The 15,463-nt window shown below is 76.7% G+C and carries 16 protein-coding genes; 11 read left to right on the top strand and 5 right to left on the bottom strand.

Going from position 1 to position 15,463, the window contains the following annotated elements:
- Window positions 1-133: 133 nt before the first annotated feature.
- The 5 genes from J2S46_RS07735 to J2S46_RS07715 all read left to right on the top strand — a co-directional run bounded on the left by J2S46_RS07735 (window position 134) and on the right by J2S46_RS07715 (window position 4,113).
- Complete coding sequence (locus J2S46_RS07735; protein ID WP_073927059.1) at window positions 134-517, top strand: roadblock/LC7 domain-containing protein; 384 nt, start codon at window positions 134-136, stop codon at window positions 515-517.
- 205 nt (window positions 518-722) lie between these two features.
- On the top strand, window positions 723-1,772 hold the full coding sequence (locus J2S46_RS07730; RefSeq protein WP_191290756.1) for a hypothetical protein: 1,050 nt from the start codon (window positions 723-725) through the stop codon (window positions 1,770-1,772).
- An 82-nt stretch (window positions 1,773-1,854) separates the two neighbouring features.
- Window positions 1,855-2,241, top strand: a complete 387-nt coding sequence (locus J2S46_RS07725; RefSeq protein ID WP_307349227.1) for a roadblock/LC7 domain-containing protein — start codon at window positions 1,855-1,857, stop codon at window positions 2,239-2,241.
- Window positions 2,242-2,323: 82 nt separating this feature from the next.
- Window positions 2,324-2,698 (top strand): hypothetical protein, encoded by a 375-nt coding sequence (locus tag J2S46_RS07720; RefSeq protein ID WP_073927057.1) that lies wholly within the window; start codon window positions 2,324-2,326, stop codon window positions 2,696-2,698.
- 635 nt (window positions 2,699-3,333) lie between these two features.
- Window positions 3,334-4,113: an anti-sigma factor antagonist gene (locus J2S46_RS07715; RefSeq protein WP_191290757.1), complete on the top strand. Its 780-nt coding sequence runs from the start codon at window positions 3,334-3,336 to the stop codon at window positions 4,111-4,113.
- Window positions 4,114-4,203: 90 nt separating this feature from the next.
- On the opposite strand, the gene J2S46_RS07710 is transcribed toward J2S46_RS07715, so the two are convergent.
- On the bottom strand, window positions 4,204-5,169 hold the full coding sequence (locus tag J2S46_RS07710) for a hypothetical protein (RefSeq protein WP_191290758.1): 966 nt from the start codon (window positions 5,167-5,169) through the stop codon (window positions 4,204-4,206).
- Entirely contained in the window at window positions 5,166-6,284 is a 1,119-nt protein-coding gene (locus tag J2S46_RS07705; protein WP_191290759.1) for an SPFH domain-containing protein, read from the bottom strand. The genes J2S46_RS07710 and J2S46_RS07705 overlap by 4 nt, the downstream gene beginning before the upstream one ends.
- A gap of 205 nt (window positions 6,285-6,489) precedes the next feature.
- On the opposite strand from J2S46_RS07705, the gene J2S46_RS07700 reads away from it, so the two are divergent.
- The 6 genes from J2S46_RS07700 to J2S46_RS07675 all read left to right on the top strand — a co-directional run bounded on the left by J2S46_RS07700 (window position 6,490) and on the right by J2S46_RS07675 (window position 12,774).
- The gene (locus J2S46_RS07700; protein ID WP_191290760.1) at window positions 6,490-6,948 is read left to right on the top strand and encodes a hypothetical protein; all 459 of its coding nucleotides are present in this window, start codon (window positions 6,490-6,492) and stop codon (window positions 6,946-6,948) included.
- Window positions 6,949-7,012: 64 nt separating this feature from the next.
- A complete protein-coding gene (locus J2S46_RS07695; protein WP_191290761.1) occupies window positions 7,013-7,666 on the top strand; it encodes a class F sortase in 654 nt (217 codons plus the stop codon).
- Between the two features lie 254 nt (window positions 7,667-7,920).
- Window positions 7,921-8,754: a hypothetical protein gene (locus tag J2S46_RS07690; RefSeq protein WP_191290762.1), complete on the top strand. Its 834-nt coding sequence runs from the start codon at window positions 7,921-7,923 to the stop codon at window positions 8,752-8,754.
- Window positions 8,751-9,548 (top strand): response regulator, encoded by a 798-nt coding sequence (locus tag J2S46_RS07685; protein ID WP_191290763.1) that lies wholly within the window; start codon window positions 8,751-8,753, stop codon window positions 9,546-9,548. The genes J2S46_RS07690 and J2S46_RS07685 overlap by 4 nt, the downstream gene beginning before the upstream one ends.
- Window positions 9,545-10,873, top strand: a complete 1,329-nt coding sequence (locus tag J2S46_RS07680; protein ID WP_191290764.1) for a sensor histidine kinase — start codon at window positions 9,545-9,547, stop codon at window positions 10,871-10,873. The genes J2S46_RS07685 and J2S46_RS07680 overlap by 4 nt, the downstream gene beginning before the upstream one ends.
- Before the next feature lie 182 nt (window positions 10,874-11,055).
- Window positions 11,056-12,774 (top strand): DUF8823 domain-containing protein, encoded by a 1,719-nt coding sequence (locus tag J2S46_RS07675; RefSeq protein WP_191290765.1) that lies wholly within the window; start codon window positions 11,056-11,058, stop codon window positions 12,772-12,774.
- A 51-nt stretch (window positions 12,775-12,825) separates the two neighbouring features.
- Here J2S46_RS07675 and J2S46_RS07670 read toward each other — a convergent pair whose 3' ends face one another.
- From J2S46_RS07670 to J2S46_RS07660, 3 genes are all read right to left on the bottom strand, one after another.
- Window positions 12,826-13,749, bottom strand: a complete 924-nt coding sequence (locus J2S46_RS07670; protein ID WP_268255693.1) for a polysaccharide deacetylase family protein — start codon at window positions 13,747-13,749, stop codon at window positions 12,826-12,828.
- 184 nt (window positions 13,750-13,933) lie between these two features.
- Window positions 13,934-14,323 (bottom strand): DUF6188 family protein, encoded by a 390-nt coding sequence (locus J2S46_RS07665; protein ID WP_191290767.1) that lies wholly within the window; start codon window positions 14,321-14,323, stop codon window positions 13,934-13,936.
- Between the two features lie 260 nt (window positions 14,324-14,583).
- Window positions 14,584-15,456 carry an SGNH/GDSL hydrolase family protein gene (locus tag J2S46_RS07660; protein WP_229912836.1) on the bottom strand — a complete coding sequence of 291 codons (873 nt, stop codon included), beginning with the start codon at window positions 15,454-15,456 and terminating at the stop codon, window positions 14,584-14,586.
- Window positions 15,457-15,463 lie beyond the last annotated feature (7 nt).

The following is a 15,463-nucleotide window of genomic DNA, read 5'->3' as shown; positions in this document are numbered from 1 at the left end:
AATATGCCAATGGAATGTTCGTCATACGGAAACCCTGAGTAGCCTTCCGTGTCGGAACAGCGACTCGACATGGCGGTCCAGGTTGCGCCTGCTCAGCGGCGACCTGCTGCCGAAACCCTCAGAAGGAGCCCGTGTGCCGGGTATCGACGAATGCCTGTCCCAGGCGATGGAGATAGCGGGAGCGCGCGGCGCGAGCCTGATCGACTGGAGCAGCGGACTTGCCCTCGGCGCCGCGGGGGACAGTCCCAACGGGGACCACGAGGCGGTGGCGGCGGAGGCAACTGACCTGCTGCGTGCGGCTGCTGACAGTCCGACATTCGCCGACGAGAACGACGTCAGGATCCCCCTTCAGGACATCATCGTCACGGGTGGCCGAAGCTATCACCTGTTCTGCTTCGTGAGCACCGTCTTCGACAGCAGGCTCGCCCTGCACCTCTGGCTGGACCGCGCCGACGGCAACCTGGCCGGCGCGCGGTACCGCCTGCAGGCGCTCGCCGAGGAGCTGGTCCTGGCATGACCCCCGCCGACCGACCGGCCGGACGCGAGGCCGCAGGCCCGCCCCCCGCCGCTCCGGGCGCCGCCCGCCGGGCCGAATCCGACACCTTTCGGCCACCGCCCCCGGCCCGGGCCGCCCACCCCACGACCGCCCGCCCCGTCGCCGCCCGTCGCGGTTGCGTCCGACGCGCCGCCCTCCGCCACCCCCACACCCGCCGGCGGCCGGCGTGAGCAGGCCACCGGTCCGCTACTGGCAGCCGCCGGGTGAGACGGTCGAGCGGCTGGCCGAGAGCCGTGCCACCGGAGCGCTGCACGGCGAGGCCGGCACCGTCCACCTCTCGGACGGCTGGGTCGTCCACGTCGAGAGCGACCGGACCCCGGGCCTGGCCGGCCTCCTGACGGCCTCCGGGAGGGTCCCGGCCGAGGTCTGGCAGGAGACCGTCCGCACCTCGGGCCCCGACTGCCGGGTCGGCCGGGCGCTGCTGGAGCAGGGCCGGCTCACCCGCGGCGAGCTGGAGATCTGCCACCTGGGGGCGCTGTACGACGCGGCGTTCTTCGTGCTCTGCGCGCGCTCCACGATGACCTGGTTCGAGCCCGGCGCGCGGCACTGGCTCGGGCCGGTGCGCCGGGTGAGCGCCCGCACGCTGCGCCGCGAGAGCGTGCGGCGGCGGGACGTGCTGGAGCGGATCTGGCCCTGGCCGCAGCTGGACAGCTCGCCGGTGGTGCCGGTGCCGGCCGGTCATCGCGGCAGCGGCCGGCACACCCGGGTGCCGGCCCCCAACCGGCGCCAGCGCGAGCTGCTGGCGCACGCCGACGGCCGGCGCACCCCGGGGGACCTCGCCCGGCTGCTGGGCCGCTCCGCCTTCAGCACCACCGTGGACGTCCGGCGGCTCGCCGCGGCCGGCCTGGTGGCGACCCCGTTCGGGGCCGCCCCGGCGCCCGGCCTGGTGGCCAGCCTGGTGACCGGGCCGGGCGCCGGGCCGGGCGCCGGGTCGGGCGCGGAGGGCCCCGGCTCGGCCCGACCCGCCCCGGCGGACCCGAGGCCGGCCTCCGCGCTGGACGCCGACACGGTGGAGCTGACCCTGGCCGGACTGGAACGCCGGGTCCCGGGGGCCGCCCTGGCGGCCGTTCCGGGCGGCCTGGCCGCCGCCCACCGCCGGACCGAGCCCCGGCCGTCCCGCCGACCCACGCACGCAGCGGCCCAGCCGCTGTCCGTCAACGACCCGGACATCGCCCTGCTGCACCGGGTCCGAACCGCCCTGGAGGCCCGACTGTGACCCCCGCTCCGCCCGTCACCCGCCACCCGTGTCCATGAGGCGAGCGCTCAAGCAGCGCGCCGGAAGGAGACAACTGATCGCCTTGGAGACGGACCTGTTGGCCGAACTCCGTGCACTGAGACACCGGGTGCCGCATCTGGCGGGCGGCCTGGTGGCCAGCGTGGACGGTCTGCTGATCGCCCACGACACGCACGGGACCGAGCCGACCGGTCTGGCCGCCCTCACCGCGGCGGCGCTCGGCCTGGCCCAGCGCCTGGCCGACACCACGGGGCAGGGCGACTTCCGGGAGTCGCTGGTCCGCGGCGAGCACGGCTACGTGGCCACGTACGCAGCGGGTTCCGCCTGCGTGCTCACCGTGCTGGCCCACCCGGACGTCAACGTGGGGCGCCTGCACCTGGAGGCGCGCCGCTCCGCCGAGCGCGTCGGCGTCCTCCTGGAGGACTCCCTCGGCCCGAAGGAGGTGGGGTGACGACCCGTCCGAACATCCCCTCCCCGAACTTCCCCCGTACCGCAAGACGCACGAGCACTGACATCACGAATCGGAGAACGACATGACTGACGTAGACGGCACCCTCAAGGCGGCCATGACCACGATCGAGGGGGCCATCGGGGCCGCACTGGTCGACTACAACAGCGGCATGGCCCTCGGCATCCTGGACGGCGCGGGCGGGCTCGACCTCAACGTGGCCGCGGCCGGCAACACCGACGTGGTGCGGGCCAAGATGCGCACGATGGACATGCTGGGCCTCAAGGACGGCATCGAGGACATCCTCATCACGCTGTCCACCCAGTACCACCTGATCCGGCCGCTCGGCGGGCGGACCGGCAAGGGCCTCTTCCTCTACCTGGCGCTGGACCGCGGCCGCGCCAACCTGGCGATGGCCCGCCACCAGCTCACCAAGATCGAGGCCGACCTGGAGGTCTGACCGGGAACGTGCGGGCGGCCGCGCCGCCCCGGTGGGGGCGGGCGGCGGCACGGCGGTGGGTGGTCCTGGCGCGCGGCCGGAGCCACGGTGCGGGCGCCTGCCCGACCGCCTGCCCGACCGCCGGACCGACCGCGACTGCCCGGACGTGCGCGACGAGCCGTCCGGGAGGGGCGGCCGCGCACGTACCGGCCTCGCCCGCACCCGTGAAAGGGAGCGGGCGCCGGAGCCACCGGGGCGGGCCTTCACGGCCCGCCCTCCGCCGTTCCACCCGCCCGCTGTCCGCCTACTGCCCGCCCTGCTGTCCCGCCCCGCGTCCCGGGGTGCGGCCCGCCCGGGCGCCCCCCGCCGCGCCCCGGCTGCTCCGGCCCGGCGCGGCCAAACCGGCCGGGGGCCGGGTTCGCTCGTTCGTGTGGAGCACGTGGTGGTGCCGCCCGGATCCGGCGATCGGTCGGGCACGATGTGTCGCGTCCGCCCGATCCGGCTCACCTCTCACGGGAGGGTCCCGACATGCCCGTCACCAGCGCGCCCGTCGTGGCCGACGGTACCGGCGCCGCCCGGCCCGGCTGCCCCGGGTGCCCGGCGCCGGCGAGCCGCCGCCCGCCGCGGGTGGCCGGCGAGGCCGGCGAGGCCGGCCCATGCAGCTGACAATCGGTCGGGACGACCCCGACCTCGGCCGGGTCGAGGAGGAGATCGGCGGCCTGCTGGCCACTCTGCCGCTCGCCCCCGACGCCCGTCACCAGGTGATCACGGCCGTTCTGGAGGCGGTGTCCAACGCCGTCCGGCACGGCCGGCGGTCCGGCGGGCTCGGATCGGTGCTGCTGGAGGCCGGGGTGGCGGACGGGCACGTGGTGGTGACGGTCACGGACGACGGCCCCGGCTTCGATCCCGGCGCCTGCCCGGACCCGCGTACGCCCGAGCGCCTGCTGATGCCCGGTGGCAGGGGCGTTTTCCTGATGCACCACCTGATGGACGGCGTCGACTTCGCCTTCCCGCCCGCCGGCGGCACCCGGGTCACGCTGCGCAAGTCCATCCTCGCCGCCCACGGAAGCGGTGGCGGGCCCTCGGAAGGAGAACCACCCATGGCTGTCTCGACCCGTACCTCCGGTGATGTCACGATCATCGACTTCAAGGGCAAAATCACCATCGGCGTGGGCGACGTGGCTCTGCGGAGCGCTGTCCACGAGGCGCTCGACAGCGGTGCCACCAAGATCCTGCTCAACCTCGCCGACGTGACCACGATCGACTCCTCGGGAGTCGGCGAGCTGGTCGGCAGCTACACCTCGACGAACAACCGGGGCGCGAAGATCGCGCTGCTCGACCTGCCCCCCAAGGTCCGGGACATTCTCCACATCACCCAGCTCATCTCGGTGTTCAACGTCTACGACACCGAGGACGAGGCCCTCGCGGGTCTCTGACCCGCTCCGGCCGGCCGTCCCCGTCGTCCGCGTGGGCCGTGGGCCGTAGACCGGTGGGGTGCGGACGACGGCCCGCGGGCCCACGGCCCGTCAGGTCAGCAGGCGCAGCTGTTCGGCCGCCACTCCCACCCGGACGGTCTGACCCCAGCTCAGCTGGATCGCGTCCGACTCCACGCCGTCGCCGAAGGCGACCAGCCGGTCGGACTCGACGGTCAGCGAGAGGTGTTCGGCGCCGGTCAGCAGCCCCTGCCCGAGCCGGGTGCCGGTGGTCGGCGACGGCCAGGCCTCCCGGACGAACCAGGCGAGGGCCGGTGCGGTGGGGCCCGGGAGCGGAAGGCTGCTGTGCCGTTCCAGCCAGGCGGACCGGCACCAGCCGGTGGCGCCGGTGCCGGTGCCGATCAGCACCCCGGAGGACGCCTGGGTCTCGGCGTCCGGCGCTGCGCGGCCCCCGTCGGCCTCCGCCCCGGCACCCGCGCCGAGGGCCGGGCCCGGCTCGGCGCCGGGCGGCGCCGAGATCCGGTAACGGGCCGTCTGGTGGGTGCTCCGGCCGAGGTAGATCTCGTTCAGGGCGAGCAGCCGCTGGGTGTCGTCGGCGACGGCCTCGACCATGGTGCGCCCCTCCAGCCGGGTGTCCGCCCCCGGTCCGACGGCGGCCCGCAGCAGCCGGGCGGCGTCCGCGGCCCGGTGGCGCACCAGTACCCCGGGGTTGCGGCCGGGGTCGGTGTCGATGCCGATGACGGGCTGGCCGCCGAGGTACTTCGCGGCGTTGGCCACCAGGCCGTCCTGCCCGACCACGACCACGATGTCGTCCGGCGCGAACAGGAAGCGGTCCAGGTCGGCCCGCTCCACCCGGGTGCGGCGCCAGTCGAGCGGGACGGCGGCGGCGACCTCGGCCAGCGCGGCGAGCGTGCGCCGGTGCGGCCGCTCGGTGTCGTCCAGCGAGCGGCCGCGCGTGGAGAGGAAGAACGCGGCCTGCCCGGCCGAGCCGTGCCGGGCGAGCAACTCCTCGTACTCGGAGCGGCGGTGCACGATCACCACGCGCGGGGCGAGCGTCACCGGGCACCGCCCGCGCCACCGCTGCCACCGGTACCGCCCGTGCCACCGGTACCGCCCGCGCCGCCGCCCGCCCCCGCGCCGTCACCGGCCGGCAGGCCGAGCCGGGCCAGCAGGCCGGTCAGTACGTCGGGAGTCAGGGTGAGGCTGCCGATGCTCGGCAGGTGCTCGGCGAGCCGCATCAGCGCCAAGGCGTGCAGGACGTCCGGGCCGGCCTGCTGGTGGGCCGCCAGCCAGGCCTGTTCGGCGGCGGCCTTCGCCTCGCCGAGGGCACGCTGGGCATCCGCCTGCGCCCCGGCCAGGACCCTGGCGGCCCGGGCCTCCGCCTCGGCGAGCCTGGTCCGGCGGGCGGCCTCCGCCTCGGCCCGGACGCCGTCGGCCGCGGCGGCCTGCTCGGCCTCGCGGTGCGCGTTGGCACCCTGCTGCTCGACCAGCTCCTTCTCCCGGCGGGCCAGTTCGATCCGGCTGGCCAGCTCGTTCTCGGAGATGGCCCGCTCCCGCTCGACGGCCACCGCGCGCCGCTCGTAGGTGGCCCGGTCGGCCTCCTGCTGGACCAGCTCGCGGGCGGGGGTGCGCAGGGCCCGCTCCATCTCGGCCTCGGGCCGCAGCGCGATGACCCGCACCGCGATCACGGCGAGTCCGGTCTCGGTCAGCCGGGTCTCGTCGGCGAGGCCCTCGGTGACGCGCCGTCGGACGGCGCTCACGCCGTCCGCCAGCGCCTCGGCCAGCGGGGTGCGGGCGATCAGGTCGAGCGCGTGCTGCTGGGCGGTCTCGGTGAGCAGGTTGCCGAGCTGGTCCAGCGGCGCGCTGCGCCAGGTGCCGGTGCCGGCGTCGATGCCGAAGTCGATCCGGGTGGCCGCCAGCGCCGGGTCGGTGATCCGGTAGGTGACGGTGGCCTGCACGGTGAGGTCCTGGTAGTCGGCGGTGCGGGCGTGGAAGAGCATGCCCAGCTCGCGGTCGTCGACCGGGACTTCGGAGAGTGCGGCGGTGAGCGGCCGGAACCAGAAGGCGAGGCCGGTGCCGTCGTGGGCGAGGGTGCCGCTGCGCAGGTGGCGGATGTGCGAGGTCGGTGCCGCGCGGAGGTGGCGCAGCCCGAACCGCCTGGTGATGTCGGCCATCGGAGGCCCCCCTTTCTCGTCCCTCTGACGATAATGGTCGGCGCCGCTTATCGTCAAGACGACGAAAATGGATGGACCGGCTGTTACACGTCCGCCCGGCGGCTGTTACACATCCGGCGGAGGTCCGTGCGGAGCGCTTCCTAGCGTGAGCGGTGTCAGCCCCCGGCCAGCAGGGCCGGGAGCGGCCAAACCTGGAGGTTTTTCCATGTCAGGACACCTGACCGGCCGTCCCGCCGGCCTGTCCCGCCGCGCGGTCCGGCTTGCGCTGGTCTGCGCCGGAGCGGCAGTCGCCCTGGCCGGCCCCGCCACCGCGGCCTTCGCCGACGGCACCCCCACGCCGTCGGTGTCCGCCCCCGCGCCCGCGCCCGCCCCCGCCCCCGCCGGCTCGGGCTCGGGCGCGGCCGCCTCGGCCGCCGCCTCGGCGTCCCCCCGGGTGGCTGGCGGCACGGTTCCCTCCGCGGCCCCCACCGCCGCCCCGGCCACCGGGGACCGCGGCGCCGGGGCGCCGCAGGTCACCACCGTCCCCAAGGGCGGTGCCCAGACCGGCGAGGCCGAGACCGGCCGCTCGACCGTCACCGTGGTGGGCGGCTCCGGCCTGGCCGTCGCGGGCGTGGCGGGCATCGGCTTCGCCGTCGCCCGCCGTCGTGCCGGCGCACAGGGCTGACCGCAGCCGTCGTGGCCGGCGCCCCTCGTGGGCGCCGGCCGCGGCGGCCGGCAGCCTGTCCCTGGTGCTCGCGGCGCTGGTCCTCGTCCCGGCGCCGCGGCACGATCCGGTGCGGATCGAGTTCGCCGGCGGGGCCCCCGAGGCACCCGCGACCGCAGGACCGGCGCCGGGCACAGCCCCACCGTCGGGCGCGCCCGTCCCGTCGGGCACACCCGGGGAAGACCCCGGGCCCGCCGCCCCGGCCACCGCGGCGCCGTCCCTGCCCGCCCGCCTGCTGATCCCCCGGATCGGGGTGGACGCCCCGGTGGAGAGCGGCGGCCTCAACCCCGACGGCACCGTCGAGGTGCCGCCGGCCGACCGGCCGGGCCAGGTCGACTGGTACCGCGAGGGGCCGGTCCCCGGCCAGACCGGACCGGCCGTCATCCTCGGCCACTACGACACCCGCAAGGGGCCGGCGGTCTTCCACCGCCTCCCGCAGCTGCGGCCGGGCGACCGGATCGACGTCCGCGGCGGGAACGGCGGCACCGTCACCTTCAAGGTGCGCGAACTGCGGCAGTTTCCCAAGAGCGGGTTCCCGACCGCGACGGTCTACGGCGACACCGCCGGCCCGCAGCTGCGGCTGATCACCTGCGGCGGCCGGGTCGGGGACGACGGCCACTACTCCGACAACATCATCGTGCTGGCGGACTACGTCGGTACGACCGCGCCCGCGGGATGACCGGCCCCGGCCGGACGGACCGTCCCGCCCCGGCCCGGTCGGCCCCCCGGGGGCAGGCCGTCCGGCGACCGCCCTCGAAAGGCGCTGCTCAGGGGTGCTGCCGAAACCGGGCCGTCGGGCTTTCGCGCCCGCCAGGGTGCAACCGGCGCATGTCGTCGCGCGTAATGCAGATGGACATCCGACCGGCGCCCCGACCGCCGCCCCCGACCCGAAAGGCACCCCACGTGAGGACTGTGAGGACATGGCTCGGCCGCGTGGCACCGGGGGCGGGCGTACTCCTCGTGGCCCTGGCCGTCGCGGCCTCGGCCGGCTGCAGCTCGGCCGGGCAGCTCCACGACGCGGGGAAGACCCGTCCGGTCACCGTCCGGCCGAGCCCCCAGCAGCTCTGGCCGGCCGCCGACGTCTCGCCGCTGCCCTCCGCGTCCCCCGCCGGCCAGCCGTCCCCCGCGCCGGTACCCGGCGTCGTCGCGGACGGCGAGAGCATCCGCACCGTGGACGTCCCCGTGCTGCTGGACAAGGACCCGTCCGTCCAGTCCGAGGAGCGGACCGCGCTGACGGGCTGCGCGGGCTGCGCCGTCCGGCCGGCCCAGTACCGGGACCTCACCGGCGACGGCCGCGAGGAACTCCTCACCGCCGTGGTCACCGGCGGGCAGCGGGCCTACCTGCACGTCTACACCCTGCGCGAGCGGCAGGTGCTGCCGGTGCTCGCCCTCCAGGTGCTGACCGGGTTCAGTGCGGACACCGTGGGCCCGGACCTCCTGGTGCACGAGCCGACCAACGAGGTCACCGAGACCAACAGCACGTACCGCTGGAACGGCGTCCGGCTGGCCTTCGACAACCGGCAGATCCGGGCGACCGGCCCGGCCGCCGACGTCCCTGGCTGCCTGCCCACCGGACCGGCCCCCGAACTCAGGGACGTCGGGCCCAGCGCGCAGCCCACCGTCGCGCCCGCCCCGGGCGGCGGTTCCGGCCGCGGGGACTCCGGCCCCGCCGCCGCCCGGCCGTCGGTCGCCGCCGGTGCCCGGCCCACCGCCTCGCCCAGCCCCGTCCCGCAGGCCCCGTCGGCCTCCCCGGTGCGGCGCTCATGACCGGCGGCCCGCTCACGACCGCCCCCGGCGCGCCCGCCGCGCCGCGGATCCTGCTGGTGGAGGACGACGAGGTGATCCGCGAGGCGACCAAGATGGCGCTGGAGCGCTACGGGTTCCCCGTCGACACGGCCGGCGACGGCCTGGAGGGCCTGGAGCGCTTCCGCGCCCAGCCGCCGGACCTGCTGCTGCTCGACGTGATGCTGCCGCTGCTCGACGGTGTCGGCCTCTGCCGGCGGATCCGCGAGGAGAGCCTGCTGCCGATCCTGATGATGTCGGCCCGCACCGAGCCGATCGACGTCATCTCCGGCTTGGAGGCGGGCGCCGACGACTACGTCGTGAAGCCCTTCGAGACGGCCGTCCTGGTCGCCCGGATCCGCACGGTGCTGCGCCGCACCGGCCTGGGCTCCCAGCCGCTGGCGCCGCCCGGCCCGGCCCCGGTCCACCGTCCCGACCCCGGTGCCGGCCCGCCGCCCGGGCCGGCGACGCCCGCCGGGCCGGCCCGTTCCCTGCGGGAGATCGACGGCCTGGAGGTCGACACCGACGCGATGGAGGTACGGGTGGGCGGGCGCCAGGTGCCGCTCACCCCGACCGAACTGCGGCTGCTGCTGGAGTTCACCGCCGCCCCCGGCGTGGTGCTGGAGCGCCAGACCCTGCTGGAGCGCGTCTGGGACTACTCCTGGGGCGCCGACACCCGCGTGGTGGACGTCCACGTCCAGCGTCTGCGGGCCAAGATCGGGGCCGAGCGGATCGAGACCATCCGCGGCTTCGGCTACAAGCTGCGGCGCCTGCGGTGAACCTCCGCCGGCAGATCGCCGTCACGGTCGCCGTGGTGTCCTTCCTGGTCGCGCTCACCCTCGGGCTGCTGGTTCACCAGGCCTCCGTCCGGCAGCACACCGACCAGGCCCGGAGGTCCGCCGAGGCGGCCCTGGACTCGTTGCTCACCGCCTACTCCGGGACGGGAGTGGTGGTGGGGCAGACCGCCGCCGTCGAGGAGGCCGCGGCCGGGGCCCCGCCGCCCGTCACCGGCCTCCCCACCGCCACCGGCCTCCCCGAGGAGCTGCGCCGGCTGGCCGTGCAGGGCCACGAGGGCTCGATGTTCGGGCCGGGTCCGCACGGCACCGCGATGTGGGCCGCCGCCGGCAGCGGCGGGAAGGTGTTCTCCGTCCGCGTCGACTACCGGGAGGACGAACGGGCCGTCGCCGAACTGGACCGGACGATCCTGCTCTCCGCCGCCCTCGCGGTCGCCGTCACCGTGCTCGCCGGCGTGTTCGCCGCCGACCGGATCAGCAGCCGGCTGCGCACCGCGGCCCGGACCGCCCGGACCATCGCCCGGGGCGACCTGGCCGCCCGGATCGGCCCGTTGGGCGGCCCCCGCGACGAGGTCGCCGACCTGGCCGCCGCCGTCGACTCGATGTCGTCGGTGCTCCGCGGCCGGCTGGCCGGCGAGCAGCGGTTCACCGCCGACGTGGCGCACGAGCTGCGCACCCCGCTGACCGGACTGCTGACGGCCGCCGAACTGCTGCCGCCGGGCCGCCCCACCGAACTGGTCCGGGACCGGGTCCGCTTCCTGTGCGGCCTGACGGAGGATCTGCTGGAGGTCTCGCGACTGGACGCCCGGGCGGAACCGGCCGACCTGTCCGTCCTGCCGCTGGGGCCGCTGCTCACCGGCATCACCTCGGCCGGCCCCGCGGTTCTGCTGCGGATCGACGGCGACGCCCCGGTCACCACCGACCCCCGCCGGCTCGACCGGATCGTCTCCAACCTGCTGGCCAACGCCCACCGGCACGGCCTCCCGCCGGTCGAGGTCCGGGTGGCGGGGACGACCGTCCGCATCCGCGACCACGGCCCGGGCTACCCCGACGACGTGCTGCGGGACGGCCCGCAGCGCTTCCGTACGGGGGCGCGCGAGCGCGGCAACGGCCACGGCCTGGGTCTCACCATCGCGCAGGGGCACGCCGAGGCGATCGGCGTGCAGCTGCTGCTCGGCAACCACCCGGAGGGCGGGGCGGTGGCCGAACTGCGCCTGCCGGCCGGGGAGCCCCCGGACGCGGCGGTTCCGGGCGAGGCGGTTCGGGCCGGGGAGCGGGCGGCCTTGGAGCGCCCGGGGGAGGGCACGTGACGGAGGAACAGCCGGCGCGCGTCCCGCCGCGGGCGCACCGCTGACGGCACGCGCCCACGGTCCGCCTCCCGCGCATCCGGGGGCATCCGGCGCCCGGCCCGCCGCCGGGCGGTGCGCCCCGGCGGCGCGGGGCCCGCGGTCTGCTATCTCTGGTGGTCCCGGCACGCACGGAGAGGACCCAGATGAGCGTCACGGGCCCCGCCGGTCCCGCCGTCCTCGGGCGTTGCCGGCCCGCCCCGGTCGCGGCGGCGTGGCGCCACCCGGTGGTCGCGGCCACCGCGCTCGCCCTCCTGCTGCACGGGATCTGGGCGCTCTTCCTGGCCAACGACGCCGGCGACCTGGCGGCCCAGTACGCCTGGACGGACTTCACCCGGCAGCATCCCGCCGCGGCGTACAACCTCTCCTGGTACGGCGGGATGCACACCGCCTCGTACAGCATGGTCTCGCCGTACCTGATGGGCTGGCTGGGCGTCCGTACCGCGGGTGTGCTCGCCGGCACGGTGTCGGCGGCGATCACCGCCCGGCTGCTGATCCGCCCGCAGGTGGCCCGGCCGCTGCTCCCGGCGCTCTGGACGGCGGTGGCGCTCTGGTGCAACGTCGCTTCGGGCCGGGTCACCTTCGCGATCGGCGTGGCCTTCGGGCTGGCGGCCCTCGCCCTGCTCCTCCCGGCCCAGGACCTCGCGGCTCCGGCGGCGCCCGGCGCCGGGCCGGTCGCCCGCCGTCCGGCGGTCCGGGCCGCGGCCGTCCTCGCGCTCGCGACGGCCGCGACCATGGGAAGCCCGCTGGCAGGCCTGTTCCTCGGGGTGGTCGCCGCCGCGCTGCTGCTCACCGGCCGCCGCCGGGACGCCTGCCTGCTCGCCGCCGGGCCGGCCGCGGTGCTGGTGGCGAGCGCGCTGCTCTTCCCCTTCGAGGGGGAGCAGCCCTTCGACTGGTACGTCGCGGTGGTGCTGGTCGCCTCGGCGGCGGCGGTGCGGCTGTGCGCACCGCCGCAGTGGCGGACCGTCCGCGCGGGCGCGCTGGTGTACGCGGCCGGCGTGGCCCTCACCTGGGTGGTTCCCTCGCCGGTCGGCAGCAACGTGGAGCGGCTGACGCTGCTCTTCGCCGGGACGGCCCTGCTGGCCGCCGCCCTGGGGAGCCCGGCGGCGCTCGGCGCCGGGCCCGGCCCCACCGGTGCGCCCCGCCGGGCCCTCGCCGCGGGCGCGGCCTTCCTCGCGGTCGCGGGCTGGCAGCTCGGCAAGCCCGCCGGGGACCTCGCCACCTCCGTACCGGTGTCCGCGACGGCCCGGGACACCGCACCGCTGATCGCCGAGCTGCGCCGGATCGGCGCCGACCGGGGCCGGGTGGAGGTGGTCCCGCTCCGCACCCATCTGGAGGCCTCGGGCTTCGCCCCGTACGTCAACCTCGCCCGGGGCTGGAACCGGCAGGCGGACGTCGCCCGCAACCCGCTGTTCTACACCGGCACCCTGAGCGCGGACGCCTACCACGACTGGCTCCGGCACTGGGGCGTCGGCTACGTGGTGCTGCCGGTGGACCCGCCGGACGACGCGGCGGTCGACGAGGCCCGGATCGTGGCGGCCGGGCACCCGTGGCTCAGCCCGGTCTGGCAGGACGACCGGTGGCGGCTGTTCCGGGTGGCCGGCAGCGCGCCGCTGGCCGATCCGCCCGGGACGGTGCGGGAGGCCGGGCCCGCCGCCCTGACGGTGGACGTCGCGGGCGCCGGCCCGGTGCTGCTGCGCGTCCCCTGGTCGCCCTGGCTGGGCGTGGTGGGCCCGGACGGCGGCGGCCGCGGCTGCCTGGCCCGGGCCGGCGAGTGGACGGTGCTGCACGCACCGGGCCCGGGCACCTACCGGGTGGCCGGCCGGTACGGGCTGCCGCGCGGCAACCGCTGCCCGGCCGCCTGAACCCGGCCGGCCGAAGGCCGCCCGCCCCGCCGGTGGCCGGCCCGGTAGGCACTAGAGGTAGTCCTCCAGCCGGCCCAGCGCGTAGCCCTGGGCGGTCACCGTGTTGAGCACCTGGCGCAGCATGTCGGGCATGGTGCCCTTCCAGAGCGAGGGGCCGCGGAAGTGGGTCAGGATGATGTCGCCCGGGTGCAGCCGCTGGTCGGCGTACCGCCACTCCATGTGGTCCGCGAACGCCTCCTCGTTCCACAGCGCGGCGGCCTCGATGCCGCAGGAGGCGGCGGCCTTCAGGGTGTCCTCGTTGTACTCGCCGTACGGCGGCCGGAAGAGCCTGGGGCGGGTGCCGATCTCGCGCTCGGTCTCGTCCTGCTGCCCGCAGATCTCCTGACGCTGCTGCTCGTACGTCAGTTTCCGCAGGTCGCGGTGGTTGATCGTGTGGTTCTGGATGCTGTCGCCCTGCTCCGCCAGGCCACGGAAGTAGCCGTAGTCCGGGCGGGCCAGGTATCCGCTGACGAAGGCGGTGAAGGGGACGTCGAGTTCACGGGTCATCCGGGCGAACTCCGGGTCCTTCTCGGCGCCGTCGTCCACGGTCAGGAAGACGACCTTCTCGTCCGTCGGGACCCGGGCCACCACCGGCGGCAGCCCCGGGCGGAGGGTCACGCCCTGGACGGCCCGCAGTTCGGGGGCGGTGGCGGGCGGTTCCGGCGCGGGGATCGGCGGGGCGTCGAGCCCCCAGGCGCGGACGGTCGCCAGGGCTTGCCGGGCGGTGGCCTCGCGCAGGGCCGCCGCGTCGGCGCTGTTCCGTTCCTGGCTGCGCGCGGCACCGGGCAGGACGGCCGGTGCGGCGGGCGGCAGGGCGACCCGGTCGGCGGTGCCGCCGGGCGACTGCGGCCCGGCGGGGGAGCGTGGGGCGGCCGCCCGCGGGGGCGTGATCTGGCCGGTGCACCCGGCTATCACGGTCGACAGGCAGAGCAGCACGGCCGTGCGGGAGGAGGATCTGACACTCGGACGGGGCCGATAATATGAAGAATGCCGCATGCGTCCACTGATCCCCCACGCCGCGGTACGGCCAATCCCGCCGTCACCCGACCGGCCGTCCGCCGAACAGGGCACCCCGCTCGGGCACTCCGCCCCCGGCCCCGTCGTCAGGCCGTCGGGGTCGTCAGGCCGTCGGACCGGCCGTCGCCCACACCACCTCGCCGCCCTCCAGCGCGGTGCAGACAGCGCCGTGCGGCGTGAACACGCTCCAGGGAGCCCGGCGGGCATCCGGCGGGACGGACAGCGTGTGGCCCGAGTCGAAGGCCAGTTCCAGGCCCCCGGCCATGGTCACCAGCGCCGCGCCGACGCTGTGCCCGACCAGCTCCAGCAGCGCCTCGGAGGGCTCGAAGGTGAGATCCGGGTAGAAGTGCTCCACCTCGGAGGGCCCGGCGAGGCGGAACTCGTTCTCCACCCGCACGGTGACCGGCCCGTCGAGCGTGATGTCCAGCTGGAACCCGCCCTTGACCGATTCCACCCGGTGGCCGGCCAGGACGTTCGCGATCAAGTTCTGCATGACCCCAGTGTGGACCAGCCGCGCCCCTACGCCCCGCCCGGCGGGCGCAGACCGGCCAACCCGGAAACCCCGCGGCCGGCGGCCCGGGCCGGCCCCCGGCCGCAGCCCGACCGCAGCCCGCCCGCCGTCCGCCGCCCGCCGTCCGCCGCCCGCCGCGCGCCGTCCGCCCTTGCCGGACCCGTCCCGGACCCGTCCCGGACCCGTCCCGGACCCGTCCCGGACCCGTCCCGGACCTCCGCGCCGGGTCCAGGGCCCGTCCGTCACGGCAGTCCCGCCAGGGCCGCCGAGGCCGCCCCGGCCATCTGCTCGTCCAGCCTCGCGGTCGCGCCCCGCAGCCGCCCCCGCGCCTCGGTCACGGCCAGCCCGACCAGTCCGGGGAGCAGGTCGGTGCTGCGCTCGGCGACCCAGCTGGTGCCCCGGGTGGCCATCCACCAGAAGTCCGCCGCCCGGCCCGGCCCCGCCCCGGCGGGAGCGGCTGCGGGGGGCGGGCCCAGCCGGTGGCCCGCCTCGGCGAGCCGGGCGTGGAAGCCATGCGCGATCAGCTGGTGGCCGGCCGCGCTCGGATGCAGGCGGTCCACGCTCAGCAGGTCCCGTTCGGCCGTCCACGGCAGCTCGGCGAGGTGCAGGTGGACGGCCCGGTGACGCGCCGACAACGCGTGCACCACGGTGTTCACCGCCCGCATCCGCCGGGCCAGCGGGCGGGCCAGCGGGCCCGGCAGCCGGAGCAGGGCCCCCGGATCGGGCAGGCAGGCGGTCAGCAGCCGGCTGCCCTCCCCGGCCAGCGCGCCCAGCGCGGTGTCCAGCTCCCGGGCGGTGTGCCGGATGTCGAAACCCGTCCGCAGGGTGTCGTTCCCGCCGACCAGGACGGCGGCAAGCTGCGGGCGCAGCGCCAGCGCGGCGGGCAGCTGCGCCCCCGTCAGGTCGTGGCTGAGCGCGCCGCTACGGGCCAGGTTGTGGAACTCGACACCGTCCGGGGCCTCGGCGAGCGAACCCGCCAGCAGGGCGGCCCAGCCGCGCCAGCCGCCCGGGACCGGGTCCCCCACACCCTCGGTGAGGGAGTCCCCGAGGGCGGCGAACCGCAGCGGCGCGGTCCGCGGCACCGCGGCCGGGCGCCGGTCGTGCGGCACCGCCACCAGGCCC

Source organism: Kitasatospora herbaricolor, from assembly GCF_030813695.1.
GTDB lineage: Bacteria > Actinomycetota > Actinomycetes > Streptomycetales > Streptomycetaceae > Kitasatospora > Kitasatospora herbaricolor.
Note: the sequence above shows the minus strand (reverse complement) of the source record. Positions and strands in the feature narration are given on the sequence as shown.